Source organism: Roseobacter litoralis Och 149, from assembly GCF_000154785.2.
GTDB lineage: Bacteria > Pseudomonadota > Alphaproteobacteria > Rhodobacterales > Rhodobacteraceae > Roseobacter > Roseobacter litoralis.
Genome location: NC_015730.1, coordinates 4315784 through 4332702, shown reverse-complemented (window position 1 = coordinate 4332702; position 16919 = coordinate 4315784). Strand labels below are relative to the sequence as shown.

General features: G+C 59.1%; 18 protein-coding genes. 10 read left to right on the top strand and 8 right to left on the bottom strand.

The annotated features are described in order from the left end of the window. Positions 1 to 38: 38 nt before the first annotated feature. On the bottom strand, positions 39 to 689 hold the full coding sequence (locus RLO149_RS20750) for a carbonic anhydrase (protein WP_013964049.1): 651 nt from the start codon (positions 687 to 689) through the stop codon (positions 39 to 41). Positions 690 to 834: 145 nt separating this feature from the next. Here RLO149_RS20750 and RLO149_RS20745 point away from each other — a divergent pair, with 145 nt between their 5' ends. From RLO149_RS20745 to RLO149_RS20735, 3 genes are all read left to right on the top strand, one after another. After that, entirely contained in the window at positions 835 to 1215 is a 381-nt protein-coding gene (locus tag RLO149_RS20745) for a hypothetical protein (protein WP_013964048.1), read from the top strand. A gap of 63 nt (positions 1216 to 1278) precedes the next feature. Next, a complete protein-coding gene (locus RLO149_RS20740) occupies positions 1279 to 2661 on the top strand; it encodes a leucyl aminopeptidase family protein (RefSeq protein ID WP_013964047.1) in 1383 nt (460 codons plus the stop codon). Beyond that, entirely contained in the window at positions 2658 to 3452 is a 795-nt protein-coding gene (locus tag RLO149_RS20735) for a C40 family peptidase (RefSeq protein WP_013964046.1), read from the top strand. The genes RLO149_RS20740 and RLO149_RS20735 overlap by 4 nt, the downstream gene beginning before the upstream one ends. 12 nt (positions 3453 to 3464) lie before the next feature. Here the strand turns inward: RLO149_RS20735 and RLO149_RS20730 are convergent, their stop codons facing one another. The 3 genes from RLO149_RS20730 to RLO149_RS20720 form a co-directional block, all read right to left on the bottom strand. Continuing rightward, the gene (locus RLO149_RS20730) at positions 3465 to 3812 is read right to left on the bottom strand and encodes a DUF2794 domain-containing protein (RefSeq protein ID WP_013964045.1); all 348 of its coding nucleotides are present in this window, start codon (positions 3810 to 3812) and stop codon (positions 3465 to 3467) included. A 69-nt stretch (positions 3813 to 3881) separates the two neighbouring features. Continuing rightward, complete coding sequence (locus RLO149_RS20725; RefSeq protein ID WP_044025470.1) at positions 3882 to 5543, bottom strand: Y-family DNA polymerase; 1662 nt, start codon at positions 5541 to 5543, stop codon at positions 3882 to 3884. 83 nt (positions 5544 to 5626) lie between these two features. Next, positions 5627 to 6244, bottom strand: coding sequence for a TetR/AcrR family transcriptional regulator (locus RLO149_RS20720; protein ID WP_013964043.1), 618 nt, complete (start codon positions 6242 to 6244; stop codon positions 5627 to 5629). 285 nt (positions 6245 to 6529) lie between these two features. On the opposite strand from RLO149_RS20720, the gene RLO149_RS20710 reads away from it, so the two are divergent. The 6 genes from RLO149_RS20710 to RLO149_RS20685 all read left to right on the top strand — a co-directional run bounded on the left by RLO149_RS20710 (position 6530) and on the right by RLO149_RS20685 (position 11304). Next, positions 6530 to 7459, top strand: a complete 930-nt coding sequence (locus tag RLO149_RS20710) for an AEC family transporter (protein WP_013964041.1) — start codon at positions 6530 to 6532, stop codon at positions 7457 to 7459. A 69-nt stretch (positions 7460 to 7528) separates the two neighbouring features. Then, the gene (fghA, locus tag RLO149_RS20705) at positions 7529 to 8359 is read left to right on the top strand and encodes an S-formylglutathione hydrolase (protein ID WP_013964040.1); all 831 of its coding nucleotides are present in this window, start codon (positions 7529 to 7531) and stop codon (positions 8357 to 8359) included. Further along, entirely contained in the window at positions 8356 to 8811 is a 456-nt protein-coding gene (locus RLO149_RS20700) for a YaiI/YqxD family protein (protein WP_013964039.1), read from the top strand. The genes fghA and RLO149_RS20700 overlap by 4 nt, the downstream gene beginning before the upstream one ends. 20 nt (positions 8812 to 8831) lie before the next feature. Further along, positions 8832 to 9464: an HAD-IA family hydrolase gene (locus RLO149_RS20695; protein ID WP_013964038.1), complete on the top strand. Its 633-nt coding sequence runs from the start codon at positions 8832 to 8834 to the stop codon at positions 9462 to 9464. After that, positions 9461 to 10384 carry an ornithine cyclodeaminase family protein gene (locus RLO149_RS20690; RefSeq protein ID WP_013964037.1) on the top strand — a complete coding sequence of 308 codons (924 nt, stop codon included), beginning with the start codon at positions 9461 to 9463 and terminating at the stop codon, positions 10382 to 10384. The genes RLO149_RS20695 and RLO149_RS20690 overlap by 4 nt, the downstream gene beginning before the upstream one ends. After that, positions 10381 to 11304 (top strand): alpha/beta fold hydrolase, encoded by a 924-nt coding sequence (locus RLO149_RS20685; RefSeq protein ID WP_013964036.1) that lies wholly within the window; start codon positions 10381 to 10383, stop codon positions 11302 to 11304. The genes RLO149_RS20690 and RLO149_RS20685 overlap by 4 nt, the downstream gene beginning before the upstream one ends. Here the strand turns inward: RLO149_RS20685 and RLO149_RS20680 are convergent. Continuing rightward, positions 11301 to 12542 carry an MFS transporter gene (locus tag RLO149_RS20680; protein WP_013964035.1) on the bottom strand — a complete coding sequence of 414 codons (1242 nt, stop codon included), beginning with the start codon at positions 12540 to 12542 and terminating at the stop codon, positions 11301 to 11303. The genes RLO149_RS20685 and RLO149_RS20680 overlap by 4 nt on opposite strands. A gap of 133 nt (positions 12543 to 12675) precedes the next feature. Here RLO149_RS20680 and zapE point away from each other — a divergent pair, with 133 nt between their 5' ends. Beyond that, the gene (zapE, locus tag RLO149_RS20675) at positions 12676 to 13734 is read left to right on the top strand and encodes a cell division protein ZapE (protein ID WP_013964034.1); all 1059 of its coding nucleotides are present in this window, start codon (positions 12676 to 12678) and stop codon (positions 13732 to 13734) included. A gap of 5 nt (positions 13735 to 13739) precedes the next feature. Here the strand turns inward: zapE and RLO149_RS20670 are convergent, their stop codons facing one another. From RLO149_RS20670 to RLO149_RS20660, 3 genes are read right to left on the bottom strand one after another with little or no spacing between them, the layout of a single operon-like run. Then, a complete protein-coding gene (locus RLO149_RS20670; RefSeq protein WP_013964033.1) occupies positions 13740 to 15014 on the bottom strand; it encodes a bifunctional folylpolyglutamate synthase/dihydrofolate synthase in 1275 nt (424 codons plus the stop codon). Beyond that, positions 15011 to 15955 (bottom strand): acetyl-CoA carboxylase, carboxyltransferase subunit beta, encoded by a 945-nt coding sequence (gene accD, locus RLO149_RS20665; protein WP_013964032.1) that lies wholly within the window; start codon positions 15953 to 15955, stop codon positions 15011 to 15013. Before accD ends, RLO149_RS20670 begins: the two co-directional genes overlap by 4 nt. Positions 15956 to 16013: 58 nt before the next feature. Then, complete coding sequence (locus tag RLO149_RS20660; RefSeq protein WP_013964031.1) at positions 16014 to 16913, bottom strand: CPBP family intramembrane glutamic endopeptidase; 900 nt, start codon at positions 16911 to 16913, stop codon at positions 16014 to 16016. Between the last annotated feature and the right edge of the window lie 6 nt (positions 16914 to 16919).

Here is a 16919-nt window from a genome sequence, read left to right as displayed (position 1 = left end):
CCGGTACGATCAAGGTCCTGATCTGTATTCACCGTCTTTCAAATTGCATGAAAGGCCTGATCATCGGAGTGAAACACCTCAAGGCTGCCCTCGCCGATGTCGGTCCAAAGCCCGTGCAACGTGAGCAAACCGCCGTCGACACGGGTGCTGATAAAGGGGAAAGTCATCAGGTTGCGCAGACTGACGAGCACCGATTGTTTTTCCAGCGCCTGCGCCTGTATTTCAGGATCGTTTTCTGCGGCAACAAGGGAATAGCTTGGCCTGAGGATATCCATCCACCGGCCGATAAAGCTCGATTTTTCTTCGAGGTCCGGTGCATTACCCTGACACATATCGATGCATCCCTGTATGCCGCCACAGCCCGAATGCCCAAGAACGATCACATGCGCCACATTCAACATGGTGACGGCATATTCTACCGCCGCCGACGTCCCATGTGGATCCCCATCCGGTTCATAAGGTGGCACAAGGCTGGCAATATTGCGGTGAATAAACAGCTCCCCCTGATCGGCACCAAAAAGGGCGCTGACATGCACACGGCTGTCACAGCAGGAAATCACCATCGCACGGGGGTGTTGACCACCACGCGCCAGCTGCTTGTACCATGATTGGTTTTCTTGATACCCGGTGGCCTTCCACCCGTGATAACGCTGCACCAGATAGCCTGGAAGCGGTTTGGCTTGATCCATATTTTACGACTTTCAACCTCTGTCCCACGAGGATTACCTGCAATTATCCAAAAATTCGAGAGGAAACATTGATCTGTCTCAACTCTTTAGTCAGAATTTCGCGCGAAAACTCTTCGTGCCGTGGGGGCAATAAAGGGTGAGAAAAATGGATCATGTCCTGAAGATCAGGCTAAATGAAAAGGTGCATGTCTGCCAGGACAGGCTCAGCGCGCTATATGCGCAGCTCGGTGAGGCCGGTGCAGAGGACGTTGTTTGCCGCGCGATGGAAGAGCTGGCACTGCGGCTTTCGCATTGCAGCCGGCTGCACGCGGCGGGCGAGGCGAACGATCTACGCAAATGCGCCCGTTCCCTGATCGCGATATCAGAACAGATCGGCATGTTGGTGCTGGCCCGCGTCGCGGCCGACGTCATCGAAGCGCTGGATGGCAATGATGGTCCAGCCGTGGCAGCGACGCTCGGCAGGCTGTTGCGGATCGGCGAGCAATCGTTAAGCGCCATTTGGGACTTGCAGGACATCACGATCTGATCCCTTGCGCCGCCATCAGATCAGACTAGGCTGCGAGGGCGATTTTTTGAAAGGCGCCCTCTTATGACTTCCCTGTTTGCCGATGCTGACGATCAGACAATTCCGCTACACATCATAGATGAAGACTCGCTTGAGGTGTGGTTGGGCGACCAGCCCCAAGCGGTTCAGGCATGGGTATCCGCGAATGGGTTCGCGGCGCGGATCGGGCAGGTTTTACTGATCCCGAATGATGCTGGTTTACCACTGATGGCGCTTGCGGGATATGGCACAGCGAAATCGCGCGCACGGGGACGTTTTCATCTGGCGGCTGCCGCAAGCAAACTGCCCGCAGCGTGCTATAAGATCGCATCGGGCCTGCCGGAAACCAATGCCGACATGGAAGTTCTGGGATGGCTTTTGGCCGCCTATCGGTTTGGCCGCTACAGCGAAACCACCGCCATGGGGGCGAAGCTCACGCGGCCTGAGGAGCTGGATACCGCACGGCTGGAAATCCTTGCGCAGGCTGAAATACTGACCCGGGATTTGATCAATACGCCCGCAAATGACATGGGCCCCCCGGATCTTGAAGCCGCAGCGCAAGACCTCGCCCAACAGCATGGCGCATCGATCGAGGTTATTCTTGGCGATGACTTGCTGGCGCAGGATTTTCCGCTGATCCACACGGTCGGGCGCGCGGCGGATCGCGCGCCACGCCTGATTGACATGAAATGGGGCGACAGCGGACCCAAGATCACCTTGGTTGGCAAGGGCGTGTGTTTTGATACCGGTGGGCTGAATCTGAAACCGGGCGCGTCGATGGGTTTGATGAAAAAGGACATGGGCGGGGCGGCCAATGTCCTTGGACTGGCGCATATGATTATGGCGTCCAAGCCTGACATCAGCCTGCGCGTCCTTATTCCGGCTGTTGAAAATTCAGTGGCTGGCAATGCGTTTCGACCGGGCGATATCCTGCCGTCGCGCAAGGGTCTGAGCGTTGAAATCAACAACACCGACGCAGAGGGGCGTCTGGTTCTGGCCGACGCGCTGACCTACGCACAGGAAGGCGCGCCAGACCTCATCATCTCGATGGCGACGCTAACCGGGGCGGCCCGTGTTGCTGTGGGTCCTGATCTGGCACCTTATTACTGCGACGATCCTGATTTTGTTACCGCGCTTGAAAACGCTGCCACGCGCCAATGCGACCCGGTTTGGCGCATGCCCTTTCACACTCCTTACGAATCGATGATTGAACCGGGAATTGCGGATCTGGACAACGCGCCAAAAGGCGGGTTTGCCGGTTCCATCACCGCAGCGCTTTTCCTGCGACGATTCGTGGGCGAAAGCGCCTACGCGCATTTTGACGTTTATGGCTGGAACCCGAGCGATGCGCCGGGACGCCCGAAGGGTGGCGCAGGTCAGGCGACCCGCGCCTTGCTGGAGGTCATTAAAGCCATGCAAACGTCATGACAGATCGTCGCGTGACGCCTGATCCGGCCCATGTGACCCTCGACACACCTGCGCAGATTAAGGTGCCCGTCGCCGATTTGCATCAAAACCCTGCGGGACCGCGCGACAGGCAGGTTCTGTTTGGCGAGCGTGCGACCATACTGGGGCGTATGGAAAATCACAGCCTGATCCGGGCACAAAAGGACGGGTATTGCGGATGGGTATCCGATATTGCTTTAGGGTCGGTGTATCCGGTGACGCACCGTGTCACAAGCCGTGCCACGCATGTCTATGCGGAGGCGAATTTCAAATCACCGGACCTGATGCATGTGGGCTTTGGTGCCGGGCTGAATGTCGTTTCAGAAACCGCAACCTTTGTTGAGACGCCGCAGGGGTTTGTCCCGAGGCAACATGTGCGACCAGCAGAAGCGCGCGCCACCGACCCGGCCACAATCGCGGAACTCTTTTTGGGGGTGCCATATCTCTGGGGCGGAAACGCGCATCTCGGGATTGATTGTTCCGGTCTGGTGCAAGCGGCCTGTCTGGCCTGTGGCATCGCCTGTCCCGGTGACAGCGACCAACAGGAAAAACAGCTTGGCGTAACGTTGCCGCCCGGTTCAGCGTTACAACGCAATGACGTGATTTTCTGGAAAGGTCATGTGGCGCTGGTTCTGGACAAGGATACGCTGATCCATGCGAATGCCGGGCATATGCTGGTGACAACTGAACCCATCACAGACGCCTTGGCGCGAATTGAAATGCAAGGCGACGGGGTGCCGACAGAATTCAAAAGGCTGGAAATGCCCACCTGACGGGGGCAATGGTCACTCGACGGCGCGAATGAGTTTGCGTTCCAGCACCCTCAGTACTTTTTTCAGATCATGACCCCGGCGGATGATCTGCCCATCCATCCCGACAACAGCATACATCCCTTGCTTGTCGCGCATCTTTGGACGTTTTTCGATACGATAGAGCGGCGTCTCGGCGGTGCGGCGGAATACCGAAAAGATGGCAACATCCTTGAGACAGGAAATTCCGTAGTCACGCCATTCTCCCGCTGCCACAAACCGCCCGTAAAGCGACAGGATCACGGATAACTCTGTGCGGTGAAAAGCAACCTGACTGGGCGGCATCTGATGAAGGGTGCTGGTCGGGGGGACATGGTAATTCATATGGCCAGAGTTGCGCCCTTTTCCACGCGAATCAAGCTCTGAAATGCGCAGGCGCGTCAGAACATCCTCTCAGGCATAGGTACCTTGGCAAAACCATCCCGAAGACATCAGATGCCCATGGGCATAGAACAACCATAACCGCTGGCCGTCTTCGGTCTCAGTGCTCCAGTAATCCCGCACACCACTGCGCCAGTTGGGATCATCCAGCCACCATTCGGGCGCGATACGTTCTGGCCCGATCGCCCGGACAGCGCGCAGGCGCTGCCCCCGCCAGCGAAAGACATCGGGTACTTTCGGGCTGTCCGGGGCCTGTACGGGTTCAGGCTGCCAGATCAGCAGGGGCCGCGGGTTGGGCGGGTCGGGCCATGGCCCGTCAAAAGGGGTCGACCATGCCGCGGCGTGGACGGTTGAGGCCTTTTCAGGGATATGGCTGGAGGCAGGTTTGAGCCGCGTAATCGCCTCAAGCCCGACGCGCGCGCCAATCCGCCCGATCAGATCGTCCATCGACGTGTTACTGGCCAGACGGGTGCTCACTGCGGCACCTGCCTCAAGATGCCCCACCGGGGTGCGGGCGTGGATCGGTTCGGTCTGCACCGCTTCGAGCCGGAGCATGTCGATCCCGAAGCCTGCGTCGATACTGCCCAGCTTGAGCGCAATCAGCGGTTTGATCTGCGCAGGTTCGCGCGCGGCACGCGCCAGCCCCACCTCAACCGATTGTATGTCGTGATCCGTCCGATAGGCCTGAAACAGAACACGGCGCGCCCCGCGCCCCTTTTTCTCAAGACTTTCGCACAGCCGGGGCAGCAAGCGGTCAAGCCCCGCCAGCAAATCACTTTCCAGCCCGATGGGGTCCGGCAGGGTCATGCGGACGGCAAAATGCGCAGGCGCGCGCGCGGGCGAGACCGGTTCGGGGGCAGAGCCCATCGCCTGATCCATCCGCATCACAAGACCCCGGCCAAACCTGCGGGCCAGCACGGCCCTCGGTTGGCCCAGCAGATCACCGACGCGCCGGATACCAAGACGGGACAGCTGCGATGTCATCTCAGCATCAAGCCGCAGCGCCGCCACAGGCAAAGGGCTCAGCGCGCAATAGGTCTGCCCCGGGGCCGAAATAGGGTGTGCCCCTGCCGCAGGTCCCGGCGTGACAACAGGGGCCGCACCACCTTTGGTCCAATGTCGGCGCTTGCTGGCGCGTGAGCGTGTGGCGCGGGCTTCCTGATCAATGGCGTCGCCTGTGCGGTGCGACCCTGCGGATTGCCCGGCAAAGCGCGCCAATGCCCACGCTGCCCCACGGGTATCCGCAAGCCCCATCCGCACCGACAGCCCCAGATCCTCGCAATCCTGTTGCACCACCTGCAACAACGATTCCTCGCCCCCGAAAAGATGCGCGCATCCGGTCAGGTCAATCACCAGCGCGTCATCCCCTTCGGGCGCAACCCATGGGCTGAATTTTCCGGCCCAGCGTTGCAATGCAGTTAAAAATGCAGCCTCGGCTGGCTGGCTGCGCGCCCGTGTCACCAGTTTTTCACACATGGCATGGGCATCGCGCACCGGCTGACCCACACGCAGACCGGCCTGCGCGGCTGCCGCGCTCAAAGAGGTCAACACCTGGCTGTTATGCTGTTCCTCGACCACACCCAAAGGCACAGTGGCCAGTTGCGGATTGCGCCGCATAAGCCGATCCGCCCCGAAATGCGGAAACCAGATGGAGAGGATACGTCGGGTTTTCATGGCAGCAGCGACCAGACAGATTCGTTTGTTCTTATTTTGTTCTCAACATATCTAGCCCTGTGACAGGGGCGAGTCGAGTCCGCTCAAGCGCCGTATCGCGCCATGAAGGTTTCGACGGCACTGTCCACCACGCGAATGATTTCCGCCTCGCTGACCTTGTCAATCACACCAAAGATCAGACGCGGCCAGACGTCTGATTTGCATAATTCGCCGAACTGATCCGCCGCCATGAGAGGGTCAGACATGCGCAATTGCCCGCGCGCTTCGGCGTGCTTGAAATAGGCCGCCATTTCGGTGCGGAAAATCGCTGGGCCCGAATTATAGAACTTCTGCCCCAGATCCGGGAACCGCTCGGATTCAGCGACGCAGATCCGGAAAATCTTTTGTCCGAAATCTGACGTGATAAACCGCAGGAAATGCTGCCCCGTCTGCGCCAGCACATCTTGCGGAGAGGCCTCCATATCAATCTTGTCCATCGCGCCGCGGGCCTGACGCTGACATTCGGCGGTTGCAACCTCCATGAACAGCAGTCGTTTGTCCGGGAAATAGCTGTACAAGGTTGCTTTTGACACATTGGCCACGCGCGCGATTTCATCCACGCTGGCCCCCTCAAAGCCATCCGCCATAAAGACGTCGCGCGCCCCATCCAGAACCTGATCGAATTTTCGTCCCTTGCGGATCGCCAGAGTTGCAACAGTCATAGGGTCCTCGGATGCCAGAGGCCTCAACTATAAACCGAACGGTTCAGTTCCCAAGGAGAAAATACAAATTGCTTTAGTGTCTGAATGTCTGGCGACCTATTTGCATCTGTTAACAACGCTGGTGCTGGACCCTGTGCGCCCGTTCTGTTTGGGACAATCCGTTGGATGTGATCAGAATAATGCGCACATCGTTCTGGCGCATCACGCATCAAGTGATAAGACACAGAAAGCAGTTTGCCTGACCGGACCAGACCACAGAAAGGGAAACACGCCCGGCGTGTCGGTATGATTGAAATCTTCTTTAAGACAGTCCCGTTCTTTGCGCTGATCGGCCTGGGCTATTGGGCCGGTCGCATTCGGTTCTTTACCGAAGAGGCGACCGCCTATCTGACGAAATTCGTCTTTTACTTTGCCCTCAGCGCGATGTTGTTCCGGTTTTCCGCGAATCTCTCTTTCGCGGATGTGTGGGACACGAACCTTGTCAGCGGCTATCTGCTGGGCACCGTTGCTGTCTATTTGATCGCGACCATCGTGGGCATGATCCGCCGGCTTGATGTGGCAACGGTCGCGGTCGAGGCGCAATGCGCAGCCATCGGCAATGTTGGCTTTCTTGGCATTCCCATGCTTGCTTTGTTGCTGGGCGAGGCTGCGATTGGCGTCATCATGATGGCGCTTGCCGTTGATCTGATCGTGTTTTCCAGCCTGATTGTCATCCTGATCACCGGGTCACGCGACGGGCGCTTCAGCCTGCGTATCCTGCGCACGATTGCGCTGGGGCTTGTCAAAAACCCCATGATCCTCGCGATCACCTCCGGCCTTTTGTGGTCCGCCCTTGCCATTCCGATCCCCACACCGATGAACGACTTTCTGACCATATTGGGTGGGGCCGCGACCCCCGGTGCCCTGTTCGCCATCGGTGCCTCACTGGCCTCAAAATCGGCAGAGCGGCTTGTGATCGCGGGCTGGCTCAGCTTTTGCAAACTGGTGCTGCACCCGCTTTTTGTGGCCATCGGTGTGATCATCCTGTTCCCGGTCGACCCCTACACCGCCGCCGTTGTCATCTCAGCCTCCGCGCTGCCTGTTGCAGGCAATGTCTATATTCTGGCGCAGCATTACGGCGTTGCATCGCACCGGGTATCCGCCGCCATTCTGGTGTCTACCGTGATCAGCATCGTATCCGTTAGCTTTGTCATTGGCCTCGTGGCACCGATATGAAAGCTCGGGGGCTTGCCGACGGGCGGATCACGCGATAGCCAATGAGCGAACACAAAAGGGAGACCCGCAATGGAAACGATTTCTGAAAACGCCTGTTTCGGCGGCACACAGGGTGTCTATTCTCACACATCGGCCAGTTGCAATTGTGACATGACGTTCGGTCTGTTTCTGCCGGAGGAAGCACAGGACGGCCCCGTGCCGCTGTTGTGGTTCCTGTCGGGCCTGACCTGCACGCATGAAAACGCGATGATCAAGGCCGGTGCGCAGTCCTGGGCGGCAGAGCACGGCATCGCGCTGGTCTTTCCCGATACCTCACCACGCGGTGAGGGCGTGGCCGATGATGACGCCTATGATCTGGGACAAGGTGCGGGGTTTTACGTGAACGCCACGCAAGCTCCTTGGTCGTCGCATTTCAAGATGTGGGATTATGTGACCGAGGAATTGCCAAATTTGCTGGAGCAGAATTTTGCGCTCGACATGAAGCGGCAGGCCATCACGGGCCATTCCATGGGCGGGCATGGCGCTTTGACGATTGCGATGTCCTTGCCGGGGCGTTTCCGCTCCGTCTCTGCCTTCGCGCCGATCTCTCATCCGACCGCCAGTGACTGGGGCCGCAAACAGCTAGGCGCCTACCTTGGCGATGATCAAAGCACATGGGCCGCACATGATTCGACGCTTTTGATGCGCGAAAAGGGCTTTGACGGGCCGATGCTGGTGGATACCGGCACCAAAGACCAATTCATTGATCTGCTCCAGCCCGAAGCGCTGGCCGAAGCGGTCAATACACGCCGTCAACAGGCGGTGCTGCGGCTGCAACCGGGCTATGACCACAGCTATTTCTTTATCGCCACCTTCATGGAGGAACACATCGCCTTTCACGCCGACGCGCTTTACGCATGACAGCGCTTTACATCGACGCGGATGCCTGCCCGGTCAAATCCGAAGCCGAGCGCGTTGCCACAAGGCACCGGGTCAAGGTGTATATCGTGTCCAATGGCGGGTTAAGGCCATCGCAAAACCCGCTGGTGGAAACCGTGATCGTGCCGGACGGGCCGGATGTGGCAGACATGTGGATCGCGGATCGCTGCGGCACCGGGGATGTGGTCGTGACAGGCGACATTCCACTGGCCGCAAAGTGTATCGAGGCGGGCGCGCTGGTGCTGAAACACAATGGCGAAGCGCTCACCTCGGCCAATATCGGCAATGTGCTGGCCAGCCGCGATCTGATGACAGACCTGCGCGCCGCTGATCCATTCCGGCAAGGCGGTGGCAAGAGCTTTGGCAAGGCGGATCGGTCCCGGTTCCTCGACGGGCTGGAACGCACTTTGCGCAAGGCCGCCACGCTGGCCTAACCCAAGGAAAGAAAGCCGATATGAGCGATAACCCGACACCACAGGCCGTCATTTTCGATGTGGGGAATGTATTGATCGAATGGGATCCGGACCGATTTTACGACCGTGCCATCGGCGAGGACCGCCGTCGCGCCATGTTCGAGGCGTTGGACCTGCATGCGATGAACGAGCGTATCGACCTCGGCGAACACTTCACCGACACGATCTATGCCGAGGCCGATAAATACCCCGACTGGCGGGCGGAAATCCGGATGTGGCACGATCGGTGGATCGAGATGGCCTCACCCGTGATCGACCATTCCGTCAGGTTGATGAAAGCACTGCAGGCCAAGGGGGTGCCGGTGTTTTCGCTGACGAATTTTGGTGTGGAAAGCTATGATCATGCCGCAACGCATTACCCGTTCCTGCGCGAGTTTGATCGCGATTTCATCTCGGGCCATATGCGCATGATCAAGCCCGACCCCGCAATTTACGCTCAGGTTGAGGCGACCGCAGGCATCAAGGGCGACGCACTGCTGTTTGCGGATGATCGCGATGACAATATCGCCGCCGCACAGGGTTTTGGCTGGCAAACCCATCTGTTTGAAGGGCCGCAAGGCTGGGCCGACCGGCTGGTGGCATCGGGATTGCTCGACCCCGGAGAAGCCGCATGACCACCATTCCCATCATCCCCTTTTCTGAAGGGGAGGCAGTGCTGGACTGGATTGGGCTGACGGATGCCTTGGCCGCAGGCCACCTGTTGCCCAAGGCTGAAATTGCCGACACGTTTTTGTACCGCGACCCTGATACGCTGCTGAACCGGGCGGCGTGGATCGACGGTCTGGGCCTTGCGGTCAAGTCGGCCACGATCTTCCCCGGCAACACGGCGCAGGGGCTGTCGAGCGTCAATGGCGGCGTCACGCTCTATTGCGACAAGACCGGCACGCTGGAGGCGATTGTCGATTTCCACCTTGTGACCAAATGGAAAACCGCCGGGGACAGCCTGCTGGCCGCGCGCCGTCTGGCACGGGCCGACAGCCGCACCATTCTGATCGTGGGCGCAGGCACACAGGCGCGTGCACTGCACAGCGCCTATTCAGCGCTTTTCCCGGACGCGCAGTTTACCGTCTGGAACCGCACCGCGCAGAACGCAGAGCAGCTTGCCCGCGAAATCCCCAGCATCGCCATCGCTGAGGATCTGGAAACAGCGGTCAGGGCCGCAGATATCGTAACGGCGGCGACCATGACGACCACGCCGCTGATCCGTGGCGCGTGGCTGCAACCGGGTCAGCACATTGATCTGATCGGGGCCTACCGACCCGATATGCGCGAGGTCGATGACGATGCCCTGCAGCGGGCCCGCGTTTTTGTCGACAGCCTTGACACGACCGTCGATCACATTGGCGAGTTAAAAATTCCGATTGCGGCAGGCGCGTTCAGTGCCGATCAGATCGTGGCGGATTACTATGCACCGGAATCGTTCAAACGCCAGAGCGACGATGAAATCACCCTGTTCAAGAATGGCGGTGGCGCGCATCTGGACCTCATGACCAGCCGCTTCATTCTGGAGCGCTGGCAGGCACAGGCCGCATGATCTGGGCACTGCTGCTACTGGCGGGCATTGCGGCAGCACCCTTTGTGATCGAGGCCCTGCGCCGCCCCATGAACGCCGCCGCGCGCAAATCGGCCCCGGGCGCGTTTATTGAGCTGTCGCAAGGGGTCACGCATTATCAATGGTCCGGCCCGGCAGAGGGCCCTGTCATCGTCTGCATCCACGGGCTGACAACGCCGAGCTTTGTCTGGCAGGGTCTGCGCCCTGCGCTTGAGCGGCGGGGGTTTCGTGTTCTGACCTATGACCTATACGGGCGCGGCTACTCCGACCGACCCAAAGGCGTGCAGAACCCCGCATTTTTCCTGCAGCAGTTGAACGACCTGCTGGCCAGTCAAGGGGTACGAACGGACATAACCGTGATCGGCTATTCGATGGGCGGGGCGATTGCGGCCCTCTTTGCGGCGGATCGACCGCAGGATATCCGGCGGATGGTCCTGTTGGCCCCTGCCGGGATGCGCCCGGTCGGGTCGGGCCTGTTCAAAGCGGCGGTGCAAAACGCCGTTCTGGGACGCTGGGTCATGCTGTCCCTTTACCCGTCGATCCTGCGCAAGGGCCTGCGCGCAGAGGCGCATGTGCCATCCAGCGTGCCGGGGATCAATGCGCTGCAGCATGCCGAGTTGACGTGGCGTGGCTTTGTCCCGGCGGTCCACTCCAGCCTGCTTGGTATGCTGAGCGATGGTCTTGCGGCTGAACATGCCTCACTGGCGCAGCAGAAGGTTCCGGTCATGGCGATCTGGGGTGCAGCGGATGATGTGATCCCCTTGGCCGCCAAGGATCAGCTTGCTGAATGGAACCCAAACGCCGAGCAACGGGTAATCCCGGACGCAGGTCATGGGCTGACCTATACGCATTGCGATGAAATTGACGCCCTGCTTGCGCCTTTTCTTGCAAAGGATGCCTAAACGGTCTGCAACCCTTCCAGCCGCCGTTCGCGTATCGGCAGATGTATGACTGCGCTGAACGCCCCGACGGCCAGACCGATCCACCACACCAGCGTATAATCCCCGTAGACATCATACATGCGCCCACCCAGCCAGATGCCCAGAAAGCCCCCCAACTGATGGCTCAGGAACACGATACCATACAGAGTGCCCATATAGCGCAGCCCGTAGATATGCGCGATCAGCCCCGAGGTCAGCGGAATGGTCGCCAACCACAGTGACCCCATGGCGAGCGAGAAAAGAATGACGCTCGTCGGTGTGATCGGGAACATGATGAACAGCGCCCCGACAACCGTTCGCGCCGTATAAATTCCGGCCAGCAGGTATTTCTTGGAATAGTATTTACCGGCCCAACCAGCCAGCAACGTACCCGCGATATTGGCAAGCCCGATGAGGGAAATAGCCACCGCCCCCAATGCAGAGGTCGTACTGATCCCCATACTGTCGAGCATACCACCCGGCATGATCGGACCGCATAGCTCGGTCACAAAGGCGGGTAAATGCGCCGTGATGAACCCAAGCTGATACCCGCAGGAAAAGAACCCGAGGTAGATGAAGGTAAAAGACGGGTCCCGAAAGGCCTTGCCAAGGATCTCCTTGAGGCTTTCCTCAAGGTCGGTTTTTGTGGCCATGGCCGGTGCGCGCATCATCGGTAGCGTCAAAAGAATGGCGAGGATCGCGACAGCAAAAACCACAAAAGTCGCCTGCCACGACATGAAAGACAGCAACCATTCCGCGATGGGCGGTCCAAATATCTGCCCACCGCTGCCTGCCGCAGAGACAATCGCCAGCGACATGGACCGGTTTTCGGCAGAGGACGCACGCCCCACAACGGCGAGGATCACGCCAAACCCGGTGCCCGCAATCCCAAAGCCTAAGAGCCACGCATAAAGCTGATGCTCAATAGGCGTGCTGGCCCCTGCCGACAGCAAAAGCCCCAGCGCGTAAATGATGGCACCGAGCACGATCGACTTTCTGTCGCCAATCTTCTCTGCCAGCGCGCCGAAAAGCGGCTGACCGATCCCCCAGGCCAGGTTCTGGATCGCAATCGCAAGGGAGAATTCGGCCCGCAGCCACCCAAACTCCTCAGCAATTGGAATCTGGAACACGCCAAAGGTCGACCGGATCGCAAAGCTGACGATGATGATCGCGCAGCCAACAATCAGAACCGGCGTGAAAAGTGGGGCGGGTTTGGGCAAAATGTGATCCTTGATGTGTGGGCAGACTACGATGTCGGATCAAAACGTCAAATCAGCAGTTTTTATGCCCACCGCACAATTCTTGATATCACCCGCCTCTTTTCTCGCGCAGCCACAGTCGCTATTGGGGATTATGACCAGCCTGTCGCAACACTACATGAGCCTCACGCAAGACGGCACGCTCATCGCCGATCCGGCGCAGATTGCGGCTTTGCCCGAATTTGAACGTGTGCATGACGCCCTGTTGCAGCCCGTCAAGAAAGGGCTGTTCCGCAAGGCACCGGAACCGCCAAAGGGTGTCTATTTCTGGGGGGGCGTGGGGCGCGGAAAATCCATGTTGATGGATCTGTTCGTGGAGCACCTTGACGGCATTCCAGCGCGCCGCGTGCATTTTCATGCCTTCATGCAGGAAATACACGCCGCCATGCATGAGGTGCGCAAATCCGGCGTCGAAGACGCGATCAGCCCGGTTGCCGCCGATGTTGCCGCCTCCGTGCGCTTGCTCGCCTTTGACGAGATGCAGATCAGCGATATTACCGACGCGATGATCGTCGGCCGTCTGTTTGAGGCGCTGTTCAGCGCGGGCGTCGTGGTCATCACCACGTCGAACCGGCATCCGGATGAGCTCTATAAAAATGGGTTGAACCGCGATCTTTTCCTGCCGTTCATCGCCCTGATCAAAGAGCGCATGGTCGTGCATGAATTGGTCAGCCCGACCGATTACCGACAGGACCGGCTCGGGGGGCAGCAGGTCTATTTCACGCCGGTCAATTCTGACGCGCGCAAGGCCATGGATGCGGTTTGGGACGATCTGGCCGGGGGGCCGGGCACCCCGCTTATCCTCAAGGTCAAAGGTCGGGATGTCGAACTCCCGGCCTTCCGCAACAGCGTGGCGCGCGCCGGGTTTCACGACCTTTGCGGCAAGCCATTGGGGCCCGCAGATTATCTGACCCTGGCCGAAGCTGTAAAAGTGCTGATGATCGACGGTATTCCCTCTTTGTCCCGCTCGAACTTCAATGAGGCGAAGCGGTTCGTGACGCTGATTGATGCGCTTTACGAGGCCAAGGTGCGCCTGATCTGCTCGGCAGCGGCGAAACCGGAAATGCTCTATGTCGAGGGCGAAGGCACGTTTGAGTTCGAACGCACGGCCTCAAGACTGCGCGAGATGCAGGGGAGCGACTGGGGGCAATAGCGCCCCTACCCGTTTTCGCGCAAGATCGCACCGGCCAGATAGAGCGAGCCGCAAATCAGCACCCGCGCCTGTGGCGTGGTTGCGACGATTTTCGCCAGCGCCGCCCCCACATCATCCGCCACATCCGCCGAAAATCCGACATCGCGTGCCGCTTCGGCGGTGGCCTCGGCAGGTAGTGTGCTGGCTTCACCGGGAATGGACACAGCGGTCAGATCCTGCGTCACAGCGGCCAGCGGGCGCAGATACCCGTCGATATCCTTGGTGTTCAACATCCCGCAAATCAGACGCGTTGGCCGCTCAGACAGGGTTTGAAGGTGCGCGGCCAGTGCATCACCCGCTGCGGGGTTATGCCCCCCATCAAGCCAAAGCTCCGCCTGCGGTGCGGCATCCGTCAGAGGCCCGGTTTTCAGGCGCTGCATACGGGCGGGCCAGAAGGCGGTTGTGACCGCAGCTTCGGCGGCGTGTTCGTCAAACCCGAGATGGCGCAGAGCGGTCAGTGCCGCGCCCGCGTTCATAATCTGATGCGCGCCGGGCAGGTTGGGCATCGGTAAATCCAGCAAGCCGGTATCATCCTGATAGCTGATCCGATCGCGATCAGGCCCCACGTGCCACTGCTGCCCATAGGCCAGCAGCGGCGCTGCGTGACGGCGTGCGACCTCTTCGATAACCTCCATGCCATCATCGGCCTGACGCGACACGATGCAGGGCACGCCCGGTTTGATAATGCCCGCCTTTTCAAAAGCAATCTTGCGCAGCGTATCCCCAAGAAACTGCTCGTGGTCCATGGAGACCGGCGTGATCATGGTCAGCACCGGGTCATCCACCACATTCGTCGCATCCAGCCGCCCGCCCAGACCAACCTCAAGCAGCGTAAAATCGGCGGATGTGCGCGAAAACGCCAGCAGGGCGGCACAGGTAGTGATTTCGAAATAGGTGATGTCGCCACCCCCGTTCGCGGCGTAGCATTCATCGAGCACTGCCGTGAGGTCTGCTTCGGAAATCAAATCTCCCGCCACACGGATGCGTTCGTGAAAGCGCGCCAGATGCGGACTGGTATAGGCGTGAACAGACTTTCCCGCAGCCTCCAGCCCGGCGCGGATCATCGCTTGTGTCGAGCCTTTGCCATTCGTGCCTGCGATGTGGATCACAGGCGGCAGATTGCGTTGCGGATTGCCCAGCGCATCCAACAGCCGCCAGACGCGGTCCAGCGTGAGGTCGATCACCTTGGGATGCAACGCCATCATCCGCTCAAGAATAACGTCAGACGACTGAGCGTTCATTTCCCGGCACTATCCGATGAAGTCTCTGACGCGCCTTCGCTCAACGGTGCTGCATTCGGATCAGGCGGCGGCAAATCCCCCCGCACAGCGGGTGGCAGGCCCAGCAACATGCGCGTGATGGTGATCAGTTCATCCCGCATTTTCATGCGGTGTGTCACCCGGTCCAGCATGCCATGATCCAGCAGGTATTCAGCGCGCTGAAAACCCTCGGGCAGCTTTTCACGGATTGTCTGTTCGATCACACGCGGACCGGCAAAACATATCAGCGCATTGGGTTCGGCAATATGCACATCCCCCAGCATGGCGTAGCTGGCTGTCACACCGCCCGTGGTCGGATGGGTCAGCACGACGATATAAGGCAGACCCGCCTCTTTGAGCATTTGCACCGCAACTGTCGTGCGCGGCATCTGCATCAGCGACAAAATACCCTCCTGCATGCGCGCGCCACCGGCGGCGGAAAACAGGATCAACGGGCGCTTGAGCCGGACCGCTTCCTGCGCGGCTGCAATGATGGCATTGCCCACATACATGCCCATGGATCCCGCCATGAACGAAAAGTCCTGCGCAGCGGCAACAATGGGTGTGCGACCGATTTCCCCACAGCCGACAAGCATTGCTTCGGCTTCCGATGTTTCTTTCTGGGCCGCCTTCAAACGATCCGGGTATTTTTTCTGATCCCGAAACCCGAGCGGATCAACGGTTGGCGGCGTGACTTCAACATCCGTGAAAACACCGCCATCGAACAATGCAGTCAACCGATCGCGGGCGGTGATGTTCATATGATGATCGCAACTGGTGCAGACATTCAGATTGTCCGACACCTCGCGATGAAAAAGCATCGTGCCGCATTCCGGGCATTTGGTCCAAAGATTGTCTGGTGTCTCTCTGCGCGAAAAAATCGAATTGATCCGCGGGCGGACGTAATTGGTGATCCAGTTCATAGCGACGCCCCTGTGGCCTTGTTCAGCTTTAGATAATCGCCCTCGCGGGAAAGTGCAATCAGCGCCGGATCGCCAATCGGGCCGCCAGCCACGTTACCACCATCATGGCGAATTCTACCGGCAGCCAAGCGCGCAGCTCTTGGGTGTCAGTCAGGGCAAAGGGGCTGAGATAGAGCGCCAGACCAGACAGGCTGTCGGGCATTGAGACAAAAAGGATGGCGATGACGTTATTGACGAAATGCACGGCAATCGCTGGTCCCAGTGTGCCAGCACGCGCCGTCAGATCAGCCATCAGAACGCCGAAAATCACTGACCAGACCATGATGATATTGGCGTTTTCCCCGGCCTCTTCAGGCATATAGTGCCCCAGACCAAACAACACCGACGGCACCAAAAGAAAGATCAGCGGCGATCTGAAGCGTGCCGCCAGTTGTTGCTGCAGATACCCGCGAAACAGGATTTCCTCGGCACTGACCTGCACGATGATCGCAACGATCGCAAAAGGGAGCACCACAAGCCAAGCGCCGAAGTTCACATTGGGCACCAACGGCGCGCCCATGTCCCAAGGCGGCAGCGCAAATACCGCAGCGTTAAGGATCACAAGCATCAGCAGAACCACGGTAAACTGGCTGCGAAACAGGGTGGCGTTCCCAAAGACGGCGGATATGCCCCGGTTATGGGCGACCTTCAGCGCGACGGTAACCGCCACCGTCAGCAGGCCGAACGATAACAACAAGAACATAACCGATAGCTGTGACATCTGGCCATCTCTGCCAGTCAACGCCCCATAGGTTTCAGAGCCGAGAAGCGTAAAAAGAGACTGATGCAAAAACTGATTGGCCAGCAGAAAAACACCTGCGATCAGGATCACGCCAATCACCAACCGCCAAACCTGTGCCTTGGGCCGCGCCGGTGTAATCAGCGCCTCATGTGCGCGGTATGCTCTAAACAAGGACACGCAAAC